The 17,790-nt window shown below is 57.8% G+C and carries 16 protein-coding genes; 7 read left to right on the plus strand and 9 right to left on the minus strand.

Annotated elements, in window-relative coordinates:
* Positions 1–57: 57 nt before the first annotated feature.
* Entirely contained in the window at positions 58–531 is a 474-nt protein-coding gene (bfr, locus tag QCD60_RS27520; protein WP_104152339.1) for a bacterioferritin, read from the minus strand.
* A 149-nt stretch (positions 532–680) separates the two neighbouring features.
* Here bfr and QCD60_RS27525 point away from each other — a divergent pair, with 149 nt between their 5' ends.
* A complete protein-coding gene (locus tag QCD60_RS27525) occupies positions 681–923 on the plus strand; it encodes a (2Fe-2S)-binding protein (RefSeq protein ID WP_104152340.1) in 243 nt (80 codons plus the stop codon).
* A 244-nt stretch (positions 924–1,167) separates the two neighbouring features.
* Here the strand turns inward: QCD60_RS27525 and QCD60_RS27530 are convergent, their stop codons facing one another.
* The 6 genes from QCD60_RS27530 to xdhA form a co-directional block, all read right to left on the minus strand.
* Positions 1,168–2,424 (minus strand): urate hydroxylase PuuD, encoded by a 1,257-nt coding sequence (locus QCD60_RS27530; RefSeq protein ID WP_279790284.1) that lies wholly within the window; start codon positions 2,422–2,424, stop codon positions 1,168–1,170.
* Positions 2,425–2,445: 21 nt separating this feature from the next.
* Positions 2,446–2,790, minus strand: a complete 345-nt coding sequence (uraH, locus tag QCD60_RS27535; RefSeq protein ID WP_279790286.1) for a hydroxyisourate hydrolase — start codon at positions 2,788–2,790, stop codon at positions 2,446–2,448.
* Complete coding sequence (uraD, locus tag QCD60_RS27540) at positions 2,787–3,317, minus strand: 2-oxo-4-hydroxy-4-carboxy-5-ureidoimidazoline decarboxylase (protein ID WP_279790289.1); 531 nt, start codon at positions 3,315–3,317, stop codon at positions 2,787–2,789. Before uraD ends, uraH begins: the two co-directional genes overlap by 4 nt.
* Positions 3,318–3,626: 309 nt before the next feature.
* A complete protein-coding gene (gene xdhC, locus QCD60_RS27545) occupies positions 3,627–4,496 on the minus strand; it encodes a xanthine dehydrogenase accessory protein XdhC (RefSeq protein ID WP_279790291.1) in 870 nt (289 codons plus the stop codon).
* On the minus strand, positions 4,493–6,853 hold the full coding sequence (gene xdhB, locus QCD60_RS27550) for a xanthine dehydrogenase molybdopterin binding subunit (protein ID WP_279790293.1): 2,361 nt from the start codon (positions 6,851–6,853) through the stop codon (positions 4,493–4,495). Before xdhB ends, xdhC begins: the two co-directional genes overlap by 4 nt.
* Positions 6,846–8,273, minus strand: coding sequence for a xanthine dehydrogenase small subunit (gene xdhA, locus QCD60_RS27555; protein ID WP_279790296.1), 1,428 nt, complete (start codon positions 8,271–8,273; stop codon positions 6,846–6,848). The genes xdhB and xdhA overlap by 8 nt, the downstream gene beginning before the upstream one ends.
* 428 nt (positions 8,274–8,701) lie before the next feature.
* Here xdhA and QCD60_RS27560 point away from each other — a divergent pair, with 428 nt between their 5' ends.
* The 4 genes from QCD60_RS27560 (at position 8,702) to QCD60_RS27575 (ending at position 13,169) form a co-directional block, all read left to right on the plus strand.
* The gene (locus QCD60_RS27560) at positions 8,702–10,294 is read left to right on the plus strand and encodes an ABC transporter ATP-binding protein (RefSeq protein ID WP_279790298.1); all 1,593 of its coding nucleotides are present in this window, start codon (positions 8,702–8,704) and stop codon (positions 10,292–10,294) included.
* Positions 10,281–11,351 carry an ABC transporter permease gene (locus QCD60_RS27565; protein ID WP_104152347.1) on the plus strand — a complete coding sequence of 357 codons (1,071 nt, stop codon included), beginning with the start codon at positions 10,281–10,283 and terminating at the stop codon, positions 11,349–11,351. The genes QCD60_RS27560 and QCD60_RS27565 overlap by 14 nt, the downstream gene beginning before the upstream one ends.
* A gap of 72 nt (positions 11,352–11,423) precedes the next feature.
* Positions 11,424–12,350 (plus strand): ABC transporter permease, encoded by a 927-nt coding sequence (locus QCD60_RS27570; RefSeq protein WP_279790301.1) that lies wholly within the window; start codon positions 11,424–11,426, stop codon positions 12,348–12,350.
* A gap of 102 nt (positions 12,351–12,452) precedes the next feature.
* Positions 12,453–13,169 (plus strand): TetR/AcrR family transcriptional regulator, encoded by a 717-nt coding sequence (locus tag QCD60_RS27575; protein WP_279790303.1) that lies wholly within the window; start codon positions 12,453–12,455, stop codon positions 13,167–13,169.
* A 44-nt stretch (positions 13,170–13,213) separates the two neighbouring features.
* Here QCD60_RS27575 and zigA read toward each other — a convergent pair whose 3' ends face one another.
* A complete protein-coding gene (gene zigA / locus QCD60_RS27580) occupies positions 13,214–14,425 on the minus strand; it encodes a zinc metallochaperone GTPase ZigA (RefSeq protein WP_279790305.1) in 1,212 nt (403 codons plus the stop codon).
* A 204-nt stretch (positions 14,426–14,629) separates the two neighbouring features.
* Here zigA and QCD60_RS27585 point away from each other — a divergent pair, with 204 nt between their 5' ends.
* Positions 14,630–14,974, plus strand: a complete 345-nt coding sequence (locus QCD60_RS27585) for a cupin domain-containing protein (protein ID WP_024302566.1) — start codon at positions 14,630–14,632, stop codon at positions 14,972–14,974.
* Between the two features lie 269 nt (positions 14,975–15,243).
* Here QCD60_RS27585 and QCD60_RS27590 read toward each other — a convergent pair whose 3' ends face one another.
* On the minus strand, positions 15,244–16,398 hold the full coding sequence (locus QCD60_RS27590; protein WP_279790310.1) for an NADH-dependent flavin oxidoreductase: 1,155 nt from the start codon (positions 16,396–16,398) through the stop codon (positions 15,244–15,246).
* A 218-nt stretch (positions 16,399–16,616) separates the two neighbouring features.
* Here QCD60_RS27590 and QCD60_RS27595 point away from each other — a divergent pair, with 218 nt between their 5' ends.
* A complete protein-coding gene (locus QCD60_RS27595; protein WP_279790313.1) occupies positions 16,617–17,525 on the plus strand; it encodes an AraC family transcriptional regulator in 909 nt (302 codons plus the stop codon).
* The last annotated feature ends 265 nt before the right edge of the window (positions 17,526–17,790 follow it).

Here is a 17,790-nt window from a genome sequence, read left to right on the forward strand (position 1 = left end):
GAAGTCGGAGGAAGGGAGCGAAGCAGAGCTGCGAACGCTCTGCTTCAGCAAGGTCAATCAGCTTTCGATGACTTTGCTCTGGATGTAATTCTGCATGCCCATCTGATCGATCAGGCCCAGCTCAGTTTCCAGCCAGTCGATGTGCTCTTCTTCACTATCGAGGATGTCCTGCAGCAGATCGCGGCTGACGTAATCGCGAATACCTTCTGCATAGGCGATGCCTTCACGCAGATCCTGGTGGGCAATCAGCTCCAGCCGCAGGTCGCACTCCAGCATTTCCTTGACGTTCTCACCGATCAGCAACTTGCCAAGATCCTGCAGGTTAGGGATGCCTTCGAGAAACAGGATGCGATCAGTCAGGCGATCAGCATGCTTCATCTCATCGATGGACTCGTGATACTCGTGGTCAGCCAGTTTTTTCACGCCCCAGTTTTTGTACATCTTGGCATGGAGGAAATACTGGTTGATTGCTATCAGCTCATTACCCAGCACCTTGTTCAGGTGCTCGATCATCTTGGGATCGCCTTTCATCACGGTTACCTCTGGTTTTTTATTGCAAGCCATACCTGCTCACTGGGGCAACAGTATAGCCCAGCAACTTTAAAAATCCTCATTTGATCTCTGTAAAGCCTTGAGATCAAATAGAAATCGTTCTCATTATTTTTATCAAGGGTACAGTTATGCTGGTATGTGTCTGCAAGCGTGTGTCTGATGCCATGATCAAAGAAGCCTATGAGCAGGGCATCCAGTCCGTTGAAGCACTTGGAATGCACCATGGCTTGGGCCAATGCTGTGGCCGCTGCGTACCCTACACCCAGAAAATGCTGGACGCCATGAGCCCTGATGCTGCCGTGGCAGCAGTACAGATGTGGTCTCCGAGTGGGGCCGGTCTGTCTGCACCGATCTGGAACCCTGGTCAATAAGATCGGTAACGATAGTAATTTTCAATTGCTCTTATAGTCTGAATATTAATTTTTCTCACTTAGTCAGACGTTACATCTGCCCCCTTCTCTTCACTCATATCCTGTTACCGAAAACTGATACCGCATAAACGACTCAGGCGCTGTGCAAAGCAGCAGCGCCTGAGTGGTGGTGTTCATTTCCAAGTCTGTTGTTAAAGCCAAATCCACTGATTACATCGGATGACCTGCCCGCTCACTGGTCAGTTTATTTAGCTGCCAGCCAGGCCAGCAGTGCCTGACGCTCCTCCGCGGTCATTCCGGTCCGATTGGCCAGTGGCATATATTGCGTCGACACCGCGGTCGTGATCTGGGCTTTGCGGCTGACGATATCTGCAAGCTGGGTAAACACAATCCCTGCCGGAGGCGCTGCAAACAGCGGATCGGTCGGCTGCGCGGCATGGCACGACTCACAACGCACCTGCACCAGCGCCATGGCCTGATCATCAGTCAAAGCACCACCAGCGCTATTCTGAACCGGCTCCGCTGCTTGCACAGCGACCGCTGCATGCTTATCTGTACTTGCCTGATCAGCACTGGATACGGACGGCGCTGATACCGCAACAGCCGCAGGCCGTCCGCTGACCCAATAAGCCACTGTAGCCAGGGCGACGAAGGCAACCACCAGAATCCAGGGGCGCACAATGCCCTTATGACGCAGGTTAAAAAAGTGACGGGCAAAGGCACTGATGGCGCCCAGTGCCGCCAGCACCAGCCAGCCCTGCGCATGGTTATAGGTAAAGGGATAATGGTTGCTGATCATAATGAACAGGATCGGCAAGGTCAGGTAGTTATTGTGGGTAGAACGCAGCTTGGCCATGGCGCCATAACGCGGATCAGGTGCTGTCCCCTGCTCGACCGCCTTCACCAGCGCACGCTGCGCAGGCATGATGCCAAGAAATACATTGCCCGCCATGATGGTGCCAATCAGTGCCCCCACATGGATGTACGCACCACGCGGGCTGAAGACCTGAAACAGCCCCCAGGCAAACAACGTCAGCAATATGAAGAGCACCACGCCAAACCATGCCCCATTGCGTCGCAGCGGCGAGCGCAATAGTCCCTCATAACAGATGAACCCTACAATGAGACTGGTCAGGCCGAGCGCCACGGCTTCCATCACCGACAGCGATGCGACCCGTGGATCAATCAGATAGGCCTGCGCACCAAGGTAATAAACCAGCGCCAGCATTGCCATGCCGGACAGCCAGGTGGAATAGGCTTCCCACTTGAACCAGTGCAGATGATCAGGCATCCGCGGAGGCGCCAGCTTGTATTTGGCCACCTCGTAGAAACCACCGCCGTGAATGGCCCACAGCTCCCCGGCCAGCCCCTTACCTTCCTTGTCCTTGCCCGGTGCCACCAGATGGTTGTCGAGCCAGACGAAATAGAAGGATGCACCGATCCAGGCAATACCAAAGATCATGTGCATCCAGCGCACCAACAGCTGAACCCAGTCTTGCATCCATACATCCAGCCACATCGGTCAGCTTCCTCTGTAAGTCGAGTATCCGTATCCGGCAAACAACAAGGGAATGTGATAGTGAGGTAAGGAACCGTCCAGCTCGAAAGTCAGCGTCGCTTCAGGAAAAAACACCGGGCGATCATGCTGCTGACACCACGCCTGCAGGTCGAACGTCAGACGATAGCGCCCCGGTGTCAGGCCAGACACCTCCAGCTCCGGCCACTCCCGGATACGGCCATCCTCATTGGTCGCGGCAGCACTCATCTCCCACCAGCTTTCTTCATCAAACCGCTCCAATACCACCTGTAAACCCTGCATGGGCCTGCCACTCAGGGTATCCAGTGCGTGCGTACTCAGCGAAATCATGCCAGTTCCTCCGCCAGCCAGGCCGTGCGTAACCATTTGCTCAGGCGCAGGGCGGTAATCTTGCGCTGCTCACGGGCAGCATTGACGATTTCTTCCTCGGTACTGTTGGGCAAACGGGCATTGAGCAACGCCAGCATCTCCTCTGCCGATTTGCCGGTGGCGAAGACGATAAAGATAAAGCCATGCTTATCGAGGTACGCCTGATTGCCTGCAGCCAGCTGCTGCAATACCTCTTCCTGCGCAGCCGCCACTGCAGACTGCTCACTGGCTGCCAGACCACGGGTATCGGCATACTTTTCCCGCAGAGAGTTAACGTCGCCAATCATCGGATGGCCAGCAAAGGCTTCCAGCCAGTCGTCACTGCTGAGCGCGGCAAAGGCATTGCGTACCGTGGCCACAAAAAATGGCTCACTGCTGAACGGTGCCCCGTCAGCCACCAGCTCTACCCAGCGTTCAGCGCTGCAACTGTTGCGCAAGTGTCGTCGCAGATCATCAGGTGAGTAGGTATTGAGATAGTTGGTAAACATAGGTACTCCAATATCAATCAATTCGAGGTGAGTACTGTTGATGCTCTCAGAACGTCTTCACGCTCCTGGCGCTTTTTAGATGTTAGTTATCTGGGGAAACGGCCCCGGCCATCGCCGAAGCACGCCGCGTCCTGATGCCAGCCCCTGGCTTTCATATACTCGGACTGCACCGGTGTAAGCCCTGGACAACTCTTCTGCGCTGGCAGGAGTCAGAAAGGGGATAGCGCGGGATCACCGCTGCCTGTCCTCTGCCTCTGACGGGCCAGACATCCTCTGCCAGCTCAGGTGCGCTGCTGATATCTGAGGATGTTAGCCACCTGATAAGGTGCCTATGCTGCGCGCTGCCTGCCAGTTCAATGGCGTCACTGCAATACTTTGCCCTGCTTCGGCCTTGTCCAGCTGTAACTGCTGAGCAGCAATGGACACCGCGACTTCCATCGGTCGCTTACCACCAATATCCGGCAACCCAACCGGGCAGCAGATACTATCCATCTGCTGCGGCGCGAACCCCCGCTGCTCCATACGCTGCTGAAAGCGTCGCCACTTCTCTGCAGAGCCGATCAGCCCCACGAACCGCACCGGACGGGGACGTTTCAGCAATGCCATGCAGAGATCGAGATCCAGTTGATGATTATGGGTCATGATCAGATACCGGGCCTTGTCCGGAAGGCGCTGACTGAGCCCAACGGGGTCATCGTCGCAATAGGTGGTGACATTGGCAGGAATGTCATCAGGGAACTGCCCTTCTCGGCTATCGACCCAATGAATCCGATAAGGCAACGCTGACAGAATCGTCACCAGTGCCTGCCCTACATGCCCGGCTCCGAAGATCACCAGCTGACGGCTACCGAGCATCAGCGGCTCCAGCATCAGCATCGCCACGCCACCGCAGCACATGCCAAGATTGGCAGCCAGATTAAAACGCTCCACCAGCGGAATACGCTGCCCGTCTTCCAGCATCTGCCGGGCCTTGATTACCGCCTGCTGTTCCAGATTGCCACCGCCAATGGTGTCAAAGCAGGCATCAGGGGTGACCACCATCTTGGCGCCGGCTTCACGGGGGGTGGAGCCCTGTGCCCCCAGCACGGTGATCATCACCGCGTCCTCCACGTGCTCGCGGCACCAGGTCAGGGCATCCAGCCAGGTCACTGGGGGCTCATTGCCCTTTTGCTTGCTCACTTTGCCGCTCCCTGCGCCTGCACGGCCATTGCCTGCAGAGTACGTGCCGCTTTCCAGACGGCTTCCGGCGTTGCCGGTGCCGACAGCGGTATGGCATTGCCCGGAGCCAGATCGGCCAGGGCATCACGCAGTGCACACCATGCCGAAATAGCCAGCATAAACGGAGGCTCACCGACGGCCTTGGAGCGGTGAATGGTATTGGCCGGATTATCGGCACGCTCCAGCAGGCGCGTGGTAAAGGCCACAGGAATGTCGCCAATGGTAGGAATCTTGTACGTGGCAGGCATGTCAGTACGCAGCCGTGCCTGTTCATCCCACACCAGTTCTTCGGTGGTCAACCAGCCCAGCCCCTGCACAAAGCCCCCTTCGATCTGGCCGAGGTCAATAGCAGGATTCAGCGAGCGCCCTACGTCGTGCAGGATGTCCACCTGACACAGACGGTACTCACCGGTTTCGATATCGACCTCGACCTCACTGCACGACACCCCATGTGCGAAGTAGAAGAACGGCCGGCCTTCTGCCCGCGCACGGTCATAGTGAATCAGAGGCGTGCGGTAGTAGCCGGTGGCAGACAGGGAAATCCGGGCGAAATAGGCCTTCTGCACGAACTCGGCAAAGCCGAATCGCTGCTGGCCCACGATGACCTGCCCGCCTTCAAAGCTGATGGCACTGGCATCCACACCAAACTCGCTGGCGGCAAAGGCACGCATACGCCCGAGCAGCGTGGCACAGGCATCATGCACGGCCATACCGTTCATATCCGCACCGGAAGAGGCCGCCGTTGGCGAGGTATTGGGAACTTTATCCGTGCGGGTGGCAGTGACCCGGATGCACTCCAGCGGCAGATCAAAGGCATCTGCTGCCACCTGTGCCATCTTGATGTACAGCCCCTGCCCCATTTCAATCCCACCGTGGTTCACCTGTATGCTGCCATCGGTATAGATGTGCACCAGGGCACCTGCCTGATTGAGGTGCTGAGCAGTAAAGGAGATACCGAACTTGACCGGTGTCAGGGCAATACCGTGGCGCAATGGCCCGTTGCCGACATCCGCATTGAAGGCCCGGGCGGCCTGATAACGCTGATGGTACTGACAGTCCTCTGCCAGCTTGGCCATCATTTCCGCCACCGGGAACTGCTCCAACTCCTGACCATAATGCGTGCGGTTGCGCTGATCGGTGTCATAGAGGTTGTTCATGCGAACCATGTAGGGATCGAGCTGCAACCGACGGGCCAGATCATCCACCGCGGCTTCAATGGCAAGCATCCCCTGCGGGCCACCAAAGCCCCGGTAGGCCGTGTTGGATGCGGTATGGGTAAAGGCTCGATGGCCACTGACCCGGGCATTGGCGAGGTAGTAGCAGTTGTCGGCATGAAACATGGCGCGATCAACGATGGCATCAGACAGATCCGGTGAGCAACCGCAGTTGCCGATCAGCTCCATCTCCAGCGCGCTGATGCGCCCGCTCTGATCAGCGCCGAGGCGGAACTGCCCGACAAAGGGATGGCGCTTGCCTGTCAGACGCATGTCATCACGGCGATTGAGCCTGATCTTCACGGGTCTGCCGGTACGCACCGCCACCAGGGCCGCCATACAGGCCGGCGCTGCTGCCTGGGTTTCCTTGCCCCCAAAGCCACCACCCAGACGCCGTACTTCTACAGCCACCTGATTCAGGGGTAGGCCCACCACTTCAGCCACCAGCTTCTGCACTTCAGAAGGGTGTTGAGTAGAGGAGTACAGATGCAGACTGCCGTCTTCCTGTGGAATCGCCAGTGTCGCCTGGGTCTCCAGATAGAAATGCTCCTGTCCGCCGATATCCAGCTGCCCCTGCACCACCACCTCGGCCTGCTCCAGTGCGGTGCTGGCATCCCCCCGCTGCATCACATGAGAAGGGCGCACCAGCCGGCCCTGCTGCCAGGCCTGCACCGGGTCAAGTACCGGGTTACCGGCACGATACTCCACCCGTGCGCTGGCCAGCGCACGGCGAGCCGCCGCTTCAGACGTCGCCGCGACGGCAAACAGTGCCTGACCGACATACAGGGTGCGACCATCGGCAAACAACGGATCTCCGGGAAATACCGGACCAATGTCCTTGTGCCCGGGGACATCATTCAGGGTGACCACATCGACCACGCCCGGGCTTTGCCGCACCGCCGTCAGATCCACACTGACAATCTCAGCATCAGCCTGCTCCGCCAACCCCAGCACCAGATGCAGGGTGCCCGGTACGGTGGGAATGTCATCGACATACTGAGCCTGTCCACTGACCTGCATCGCCGCACTGTCATGGGTAACAGCCTTGCCTACCGGGCTGCTGCCCGCGCTGGGGTACATCCCCGGTTCAATCAGCTTACGCATGGCTCAGCCCTCCTTTCTGTACCTCGCTGAAGAGCTGCTTCAGCCCTCGCTTCAGTAACGTCGCCGTCACTCCGGCACGGTATTGCGCCGACGCGCGGGCATCGCTCATGGGCTGCACATCACGTCCTAGTTCCGTAAGCAGTTCATCGCTGCTGATGGCCAGTACATCGGCCTGCTGCAGCCATTGTTCGGTGTGTGTCGCCCGGCAGGGAATCGCTGCCATTCCCCCCAGACCGATATGGATATCGGTGAGGCGCCCTGCATCTGCCACCGTGGCAGAAAGCACCAGCAGCGTGGACGCAATATCATCCTCCCAGCGTTTGCTGATCTTGTGGATGAACAGGGGTCTGGCCAGCGCTGTTCTGGGAACGATAACAGCTGTCAGCAGCTCACCTTGCTGCAATGCAGTCTGGCGATAGCCAAGAAAGAAATCCGACAAGGGCATTTGCCGCACCCCTTCGGCGCGGGTCAGCTCGATACGGGCATCCAGCGCCAGCAGCACCGGCGGCATATCACCCACTGGCGAGGCGTTGACAATATTGCCTCCCAGCGTGCCCTGATTGCGCACCTGATTGGCGGCGACCCGATCCAGCAAGGCATGCAGGGGGGCAGACTGGCTGGCAGACCACTGCATCAGCTGATTGAAGGTCACGCCTGCCCCGAAGCGCACAACCTCAGCGTTTTCCTCGATCTGCTGCATGTCTTCGATGCCACCCAGCCAGATAAAGCCGGGATAACGGCGATGGAACACATTCATTTCCACCAGCAGATCGGTGCCTCCGGCGACCAGCTGGTAATCGGGATACGTGTTGATCGCCGTCATGGCCTGTTCAATCGTTCGGGGGATAACAAAAGCGGGAGAGGCACTGGCGTTCGCAGCGCTGTCAGCGTTGACCTGCTGCAACGCACCCTGCACCTCAGCGGGATCAAAAGGCATGACACAGGGTTTAGCGGCCAGCTCGGTGGCCGCATCGCGAATAGTGGTATAACCGGTGCAACGGCAGAGGTTACCACCCAGCGCGGCGCTCATGGCCTGCGCATCCAGCCCATTGCAATGGCCGGCAAACAGCGACATGACAAAGCCCGGTGTGCAATAACCACACTGAGTGCCATGGTGATCGACCATCACCTGCTGACACGGATGCAGCTTGTCTTTACTACCTACCCCTTCCACCGTCAGCAGATGGCGCCCCTGCAGGGTATTGGCCAGTGTGATGCAACCATTGACGGCCTGATAACGGACCTGCCCATCCTTCTGGATGTCACCTATCACCACGGTGCAGGCGCCACAGTCTCCTGTTGCACATCCTTCCTTGCTTCCCATCAGCCCTAAATCAGTGCGCAACCAATTCAGAATGCTCTGATTTGGCTCAGGAAAGGGAGCCTGCATGGCCTGTCCATTCAGCACAAAATCAAGCATGGTAGCCGTCCTCTCTCACGGTGACGCTTGGTATGACAAGCGCTTAAGGTATATTTATCTATTTGGGGCCGGATTCAGCCAGACAAATAATTAACCACATGGTTAGTTTTCTGCTTTATCAAAGGCAAAGCCTATGCCAATTCAATTTTAGTCCGCCTGGTTAAATAACTTCTGCAAATGGCATAGAACCTGCAAATACAAAAACAATTCTGATCAAACAGTCAATTATTTATCGGCTCTGAATATAGCCCGGACATTGGAGATTACTACTTCTTTAATTGCCGATAGCCCATGCGAATCATTCAGCGCCCCAGTATCAACATGCGCAGGCCCCCTGAAAATATTGATACTGCAGACAGGAATTACAGCGAAATGTCGCTGCTAGCACTTTCAGCAAGAGTGACAGACAGAACTCAAAGGCCGTGACCATGACACCACTTCTCGAGGTTCGTCATATCACAAAGGAATACCCCGGCTGCCGCGCCAACGACAGGGTCAACCTTTGTATCGATATGGGCGAAATACATGCACTGCTCGGTGAAAACGGAGCAGGCAAAAGCACTCTGATGAAAATCATCTACGGCGTTGTTCAGCCAGATGAAGGGGAACTGCTGTGGCGAGGGATGCCGGTCAATATCAAGGGCCCTGCTCATGCCCGTCAACTGGGTATCGGTATGGTGTTTCAGCACTTCTCGCTGTTTGACACCCTGAGCGTGCTGGAAAACATTCTGCTGAGCCTGCCTGCCCATGAGGCACGTGACCGCCTGCGCGTGCTGCGCCAGCTAGACGACATGGGCAAACGTTATGGCATGCATCTTGACCCCCATCGCCCGGTCAGCACCCTGTCGACCGGCGAGCGGCAGCGGGTCGAGCTGATCCGCGCGCTGCTCAATGAGCCACAACTGCTGATCCTTGATGAACCCACTTCGGTGCTCACGCCCCAGGAATGTGAAGGGCTGTTCGCCAGTCTGCGCAAACTGGCGGCCGATGGCTGCTCCATCCTGTTTATCAGCCACAAGCTGCAGGAGGTGAAAGACCTCTGTCAGCGCGCCACTATCCTGCGCGGTGGCTGTGTGGTGGATGAACTGGACCCACGCGAAACTGACATCGATACCATGGCCGCGCGCATGGTCGGCTCCGGTACCGCCACCCATGCCACGACCCGTCCGGGCGTGCAGGGTGAAGCGGCGATCTCGGTCCATCACCTGACCCTCCCCGGCTTCTCCAGCCACGAAGTGGGTGTGAAGGATGTCAGCTTTACCGCCTATAAAGGCGAGATTCTCGGCATCGCTGGCGTGGCAGGTAATGGTCAGGCCTGCATGCTGCGTGCCTTGAGTGGCGAGCAGCTGAGCCAGAGCGATGATGTACGTATCGGTGCCAGAGGCATTGGCCGTCTGAACCCGGCACAACGTCGCAAACTGGGAATGGCAGTCGTGCCTGAAGATCGTCTCGGCCGTGGTGCCGTACCCGACATGACGCTGGTGGAAAACGCCCTGCTGACCGCCGCCGATCAGGGGCTGGTGAAGAAAGGCGTCATCCAGCACGGTGCCCTGCGCGACTGGACCAGCCAGCTGTGCAAGCTGTTCAAGGTCAAAACCGCGGGCATTGATGCTCAGGCACGTTCGCTGTCGGGCGGTAATCTGCAGAAGTTCATCATCGGCCGTGAAGTGCTGCAACAACCTGCTGTGCTGGTGGCCTCACACCCGACCTGGGGGGTAGACATCGGCTCCGCGGTCGCCATTCGTGAAGCCCTGCTGACACTGCGTGATCAGGGGTGTGCCGTCATTATCCTGTCGGAAGATCTGGACGAGCTGTTTGAAATCAGTGATCGCATGACGGCGCTCTGTCACGGCCAGCTGGCCCCCATCAAGGCCCGTCTGGATACCTCTGTCGAAGAAGTGGGCCGCTGGATGGGCGGCGACTTTTCTGACACCCCACCCGCTACTGAAAGCTCAGCCATGGCTGCCGCCACCGCTGCTCACAGCGATCTGCCGCAGGAGAATCGCCATGCTCAGGCTTGAACGCCAACCTCAAGATTCGCGCCTGATGGCCTGGTGCTCGCCCCTGCTGGCCATTGCGCTGACGCTGGCCGCTGGCGCCCTGCTGTTTGCCGTACTCGGCCACAAACCGCTGGAAAGCCTGTATGAGTTTTTCCTCGGCGGTGTCAAAGACATCTACAGCGTCGGAGAACTGGGCGTCAAGGTCACCCCCATTCTGCTGTGCGCCGTAGGGCTGGTGCTGTGCTACCGCGCCAACGTCTGGAACATCGGTGCTGAAGGCCAGTTTATTGCCGGTGCCCTCTGCGCCGGGATGGCGGCACTGGCCGGGCTGGATATCGATACCCCCTGGTATGCCGTGGTTATCATGCTGGCAGGTATGCTCGGCGGCATGATCTGGGCGGGCATTGCAGCCTGGTTGAAGACCCATTTCGCCTGCAACGAAATCCTCACCACCATCATGCTCAACTACGTGGCCTACAACCTGCTGCAATACGGCGTGCATGGCCCTCTGAAAGATCCGCAGGGTTTCAACTTCCCTGAGTCTGCGATGTTCAACGACAATCACCTGCTGCCGGTCATCCTTGAAGGGACACGTCTGCATGCCGGGATTCTGATTGCAGCCGTTGCTGTCATTGCTGTCGTCCTGCTGCTGCGTTACACCCATCTCGGCTTCAAGATTACCGTGCTGGGCCGTGATGCCTCTGCGGCCACCTTCGCCGGTTTCGGCAGCAAGCAGCTGACCTGGATTGTCCTGCTGGCCTGCGGTGGACTGGCGGGGCTGGCGGGTGCCGGTGAAGTAGACGGCCCTATCGGCCAGCTGACTCCCTACATTTCTTCCGGTTATGGCTATGCGGCGATCATCGTGGTGTTCCTTGGTCGTCAGCAGCCGGTCGGGGCCGTGCTGGCCAGTATTCTGCTGGGCCTCACCTATCTCGGTGGCGAAACCAGCCAGATCAAGCTGGGCTTGCCCGTGTCACTGACCGAACTGTTTCAGGGCATGCTGCTGTTCTTCCTGCTGGCCTGCGACCTGTTTATCGGCTATCGCCTGCGCTGGATTCCCCGTGTTCACCCGGCGTGATAGAGCGCTGCCTGATCTGGATTTTTACAGGTATCGCCTGCTGACACGCAGCGCTACCGGAGGTAACTGAAAATGGATATGGATCTGATCACGAACATCCTGTTCGCCGCCGTCCGTACCGGCACGCCGCTGCTGCTGGTGGCGATTGGCGAACTGATCTGCGAACGGGCCGGGGTACTCAACCTCGGTCAGGAAGGCATGATGCTGATGGGAGCGGTACTGGGCTTTATCGCCGCCCTGACCACCGGCAGCATGGTCACCGGCTTTGTGGTAGCGGCGCTCGCCGGTGTCCTGATGTCGCTGCTGTTCGGCTTTCTTGCCCTCACCCTGAGCACCAACCAATATGCCACGGGTCTGGCTCTGGCTATTTTTGGCGGCGGCCTGAGTGCCTTTATAGGCCAGCCCTTCGTCGGTAAGCCTGTGGATGGTCTGCATGCCATCATCATTCCCTACCTGTCGGACATTCCTCTGATTGGCAAGGCACTGTTCGCGCAGGACGGCATGGTCTACCTCAGTTTTATTCTGGTCCCGGCACTGGCCTGGATGCTGAAAAACAGCCGCCCCGGCCTGATCATCCGCGCAGCCGGTGAGTCCCCCGATTCGCTGCATGCTCTCGGCCACCGGGTGATGATGGTGCGCTATCTGGCGGTGATGTTCGGTGGCGCCATGGCCGGACTGGCAGGTGGCTATTTGTCGCTGGCCTATACCCCGATGTGGAACGAAGGCATGACCGCCGGACGGGGCTGGATTGCACTGGCACTGGTGGTGTTTGCCGGCTGGCAGCTGGGGCGTCTGATGCTCGGCGCCTACCTGTTCGGTCTGGCCAGCATTCTCCATCTGGTCTTTCAGGGGCTGGGCTTTGACATCTCCCCCAGTCTGCTGGCGATGATGCCCTATGTTGCCACCATACTGGTGCTGGTCGTGCTGTCACGCAGTCGCGATAACCCTGCCCTGCAGGCCCCGGCCGCCATCGGTAAACCCTGGCGCCCGGTACACTGAGCAGCCGCCATATTGAACGCGAAGAAACCGCTGTATACACCGGCCCCGGCTGTGTATACGGCGGCGTGATCTGATCGATGTATTGGCCATGAGTAGCGCGCTATGAAGTACAAACCCGGACAGATTCGTGAGGACAACGTACAGAAGATTCTGGCAGCCGGTGAAAAGGTCTTCGCCAGTCAGGGCTTCAAGGGGGCCAGCATGCAGCAGATCGCTGATCTGGCCGGCATTCCCAAAGCCAATCTGCACTACTACTTCAAAACCAAGGACAGCCTTTACCTGGAACTGCTGAGCCGGATGCAAAGCCTGTGGAACAGCGCACTGGATGACTTTACCCCCAGTGATGACCCAGCCGAGGTGCTGAGCCGCTGGATCGAGGTGAAGGTGGAGATGGGCTATCAGCATCCGCTGAGCTCAAAGATGTTTGCTATGGAAGTCATTCAGGGAGCCCCACACCTGCGCCGACACATTCGCGAAGTGACCCGGCCCTGGTTTGAGCAGCGTGTCGCCATCATCCAACAGTGGATCGATCACGGCCGTATTGCGGTGGTCGACCCCGCCCACCTGATCTTTCTGATCTGGTCATCTACCCAGCACTATGCCGACTACGCGACCCAGATTCTGACCCTGACCGATCAGCGCCGTTACCGGCGCAAAGATATAGAACATATCAAGGGCTCGCTGATCCGCATGATTCTGGCTGGCTGCGGCCTGAACATACCGGAGCGCTGGCAAACCGTGCTGAGCAGTCAGCCTGACTTTCTTGAGGTGTCACCGGTGCAGATTGAATTGCAGGGCGGCAACCAGCGTCTGGCCTGAGAACGTGCTCCCGATCTGAGAGCATGAACAGACTCTGACTGCTATTACTGCTCTTCCAGCTCCACCAGCCCATGCTGAAACGGATCATTCCAGTGCTGAAAAGCTTCCCTGTTGCGCCATTCCTGTTCACTTAGCAGACAACCGTCGAGACGCTGACAAAACTGCGCCTGCTGCAGACCCTGACCGATAAACACCAGCTCCTGCCGGCAGTCGCCGATGTCGTCCTGCCAGTGTTGCAGGATGGCCTGTCGGGCATCATCGGCGTCTGGCCAGTGCTCCTGCTCCACCGAAGCCCACCATTTACCTGCATGTTCGTACTGCAACAAGCCACCGGCCTGCGACCAGTGCAGCGCCTCGTCGGGGCGAGAAGCCAGCCAGAAGTAGCCTTTGGAACGTAGCAGTCGCCCCTGCCCGGCAGTCAGACCGTCTTCAATCAGGGTCAGCAGGCGTTCAGGATGGAAGGGACGACGCGCCCGATAGACAAAGCTGTCGATACCGTACTCGTCGGTTTCAGCATGAATCTCACCGCGCAATGTTTGCAGCCAGCCCGGTGCCTGCATGGCCTTATCAAAGCTGAACCTGCCGGTATTCAGCAGTTGCTGCAGAGGCACCTGACCATTGCGGCTGAACAGAATCTCCGCATCCGGGTTAAGCGAGCGCAACACGGCAGCCAGCTCCTGCGCTTCGGTCACAGAAATCAGGTCGGCTTTGCTGATCACCAGCACGTTGCAGAACTCGATCTGGTCAATCAGCAGCTGCGATACACTGCGCTGATCTTCCTCGCCGAGGCTTTCGCCCTTCTCCTGCAATGACAGGGCCTCTTCGTAATCACGCAGGAAATGCACGCCATCAACCACCGTCACCAGCGTATCCAGCCGTGCCACATCCGACAGTGACTGACCCTGCTCATCGCTGAAGGTAAAGGTTTCTGCCACCGGTAGCGGCTCGGCAATACCGGTGGACTCAATCAGCAGGTAATCAAACTGACCGCTGGCTGCCAGCTGACGGATTTCCACCAGCAAATCCTCACGCAATGTGCAGCAGATGCAGCCATTACTCATCTGCACCAGCCGCTCTTCGCCCCGCTTTAGCTCGACCTCACGCGCCACGTCTGCCGCATCAATATTCACTTCACTCATGTCATTGACGATGACAGCCACCCGGAGGCCAGCGCGGTTATTGAGGATGGCATTCAACAGTGTGGTCTTTCCGGCACCCAGAAAACCGGAGAGGACAGTAACAGGCAGGCGATTCATGAGAGGTTTCCATCAAAGCATTTTTATTAATGTTATTACATAACATTTAAATTCTACAAGCCTCTGTTTAATCGACTTTCAATATCAATACCGACAGCCAGCGGGCGCATTTACCCCAGTCAGTGTCGGCTACAGACAAACTCTTCGATGGCTCCCGCCCCTAGAATAACGGCTGTTTTTTTACTCTGAGCGAATGGAGCTGACATGTCTGATTTCATCACCGTGCTGCGCGAAACCTGCCCTACTCCCGTTGTGGATGCGACCAAGTGGAAGCGTATCGGCGGCGATCCGCACACCGTCAACCTCAACGCCTACCTGTCCAAGGACGGCAGCAAAATCATGGGCACCTGGATCTGCACACCGGGTAAATTTGAAGTGAACTACGAGAAGTGGGAATACTGCCACTTTCTGGATGGCTACTGCATCATCACCCCTGAAGGTGAAGAGCCTGTTCATTTGAAAGCAGGTGACGTGTTCGTCATCGAGCCGGGCATGAAAGGCACCTGGGAAGTGGTAGAAACCGTACGCAAGTACTTTGTATTTGCCTGATTCAGCTTTTGCCTGATTCAGCTTTTGCCTGACTCGGTTTTTGCCTGATCCGCTGCATCGGTCTGCGGGCCGGGCGCAGAATACTGCGACCAGCCCGCTTTTACCTTTAACTGACGATCAATGATGTCCAGTTAGCTGCTCAAGATTGCGTGCTGAACACCCAACGCAACGTTGCAGTCGGCCTGGTGCCGCCAACGCTGAGCGGCAGGCATTGGCGATGCCTACACACAGCTCAAGCGCTAAAGCAACAACACTTGCACAAGCGCTGATCATTCCTTCACGCCACTCTCCACATCTCCGGCAAGCTCAAACCAGCCCTTCGCCATCTGGATAACACCCCACAGCTTGTCAGGGATTGCCAGATGCGGCACACGTCTGGAATCAAGCACCGTGGCAATCTCTGCCTCCTTACCCTGACCGACAAGCTCCACCCACGCCGGGTTCATCACCAACCCCTGCCCGATGGCAACCTGCGACAGGCCAAGATTCAGCGCATTCTCGGCGTCCTCGGGCGTGCGGATCAGGCCCGCCGCAATCAGCGGAAGGCGTTCACCGACATGCTCGGTGATCAGTTCGGCGGTTGTGCGCTCATGGCCCACCGGCCGTGCATGCGGGATGTTAAAGAGCGACGCATGGAGGTAATCGATACCGGCCTCAATCAGTCGGTCGATCAGCACGAAGCTGTCATCAATGCGCAGTCCACCTTCTTCGGACTCTTCCGGCGAGATGCGGTAACCCAGCAGAAAAGGCTGTCTGGCGTGCTCAGCGATGACGCGTTGCACTTCGTGCACCACGGCCAGGGGGAAGCGCATGCGGTTTTCCAGAGAGCCGCCCCATTGATCGTCGCGCTGGTTGGACAGAGGTGAAAAGAAGTTCTGGATGAGGAAACCATGCGCTCCATGCAGCTCGATGCCATCAAAACCGGCTTCTATACCGCGGCGAGCCGCATCACCAAACGCCTTGATGATGGCTTCGACTTCTTCTCCGCTCAGCGCGTCACTGGTCACTTCGGCATGATTGAACGGGGTAGGCGGCACCTTCAGTGTGCTGGCGCTGACTACGCGGCCATCGGGCACCAGGTGCGGCAAAGCTTTGTTGCCCGCGTGGAATATCTGCAGGATTGCCGGAGCACCACCACTTCTGGCAGCGTCAGCAAGGCGGCGCAGGCTCGGAACAAAGCGGTCATCATAACTGGCAAACTCGTCGGTAAAGCCGATACCGTCTGGCGTTACATGAGTGCAGCCGGTAACTACCATACCGACGCCGTTGACGCGAGCGCGATAGTAGGCGATCTCCTGGTCGGACACGGTGCCGTCCGCATTGGCCGACCAGGTGGTCATGGGTGCCATCACGGCGCGGTTTCGCACAGTCATACCGTTTTTGAACGTCAAAGGCTGAAACAGCTTTGATGCGGTTGGGGCCATAGGACTGAATCTCCATACACTAAACAAGAAATCGAGGTCGGTTGTGATCCGATGTCAGGCAGTATCGTTCTGAAGGCCCAGAGTGCGTTTGCCGGAATCATTCTATTTTTTGCCTGATCTGATGAGCATTGATCACCGGTTGAGTCCACCTGGCGTTCAGGATGCTATGCTTCTTTCAGCTCAGCACAACGAACAAGTCAGATTCCATGAGGTACAGGATGTCGACTCAAACAGAAATGAACCTGGACAGACTCTCCACCCTGATTGGAGCAGTTGCCCAATCTGACGGTGACAACAATACGGCGATCCCAGCGCTGAAGCTGCGCCGCTGCAGCTCCACCACCGAGCCCATGCCCTGCATTTACGGTCTGGGCCTGGCAGTGATCGTACAAGGCGGCAAGCGGATCATGCTGGACGACGAGATTTTCGATTACGGGCCAGGACAATCGCTGATCACGACCGTGGACATGCCCGTGGTCGCGTATGTTACTCACGCCAGTGGCGCAGAGCCTTTCCTTGGGATGTGGCTGCAACTGGATGCACGCGTCATTGCCCAGGTGGCAGCAGAAATGGAGTTCGCGACACCGCTCCACGTTTCGGCAGCGCGGGGCATTTCACTTGTGTCGCTGGATACAGGGCTGCAGGCAGCGCTAACCCGGCTGATCGAGCTACTGACCGAACCGTCGCTGATCCCCCACCTGGCTCCTCTGATCCAGCAGGAGATCGTCGTCCGTTTGCTGAGCGGTGGGCATGGGCCCAGCCTGCGCCGTCTGGTTGCGCTCGGCTCACCGAGCCAGCAAGTCGCTAAAGTCGTTACCTGGCTGAAGCAGCACTATACCGAGAATGTGCCAATCGATGAGCTGGCGGCAAAAGCCCATATGAGCCCGTCGACGTTTCGGCAGCATTTCCGTGCCGTGGTCGGCATGAGCCCCTTGCAGTATCTGAAGAACCTGCGCCTGCTCGACGCCCGGCAACTGATGCTCAATGAGCATCTGGACGCAGGGAGTGCGGCTACGCGTGTCGGGTATGAGAGCGCGTCCCAGTTCAGCCGTGAATACAGCCGGCTATTCGGCAACCCGCCGAATCGCGATATCAAGCAAATGCGGGACGCCACTCAGCCAAACTGATAGGCACGGAGGGAAAGCGCAGCCCGATTTCCCCCTGCCGTGGAGCGCTTCGATGTGCGCATCGCGATACCTAAACCACGGATGCCGCAGGGTCTGCATGGCAACTCTCAACAGGCTAGTGTTTCTAGTCACCAGGGGCTGGCAAGGGTGGCGAGGAACTGGGCAAGCCAGCGCACCGCTTACAGCGGTGTTCGCCACACCTGCAGCTTGCACAACAGTGATATTCTCTGAGCCAGCCCTTCTGCGCTTGATTTAGCCCTGGCCA

The sequence above is a fragment of the Pokkaliibacter sp. MBI-7 genome (assembly GCF_029846635.1).
In the GTDB taxonomy this organism is placed as follows: domain Bacteria; phylum Pseudomonadota; class Gammaproteobacteria; order Pseudomonadales; family Balneatricaceae; genus Pokkaliibacter.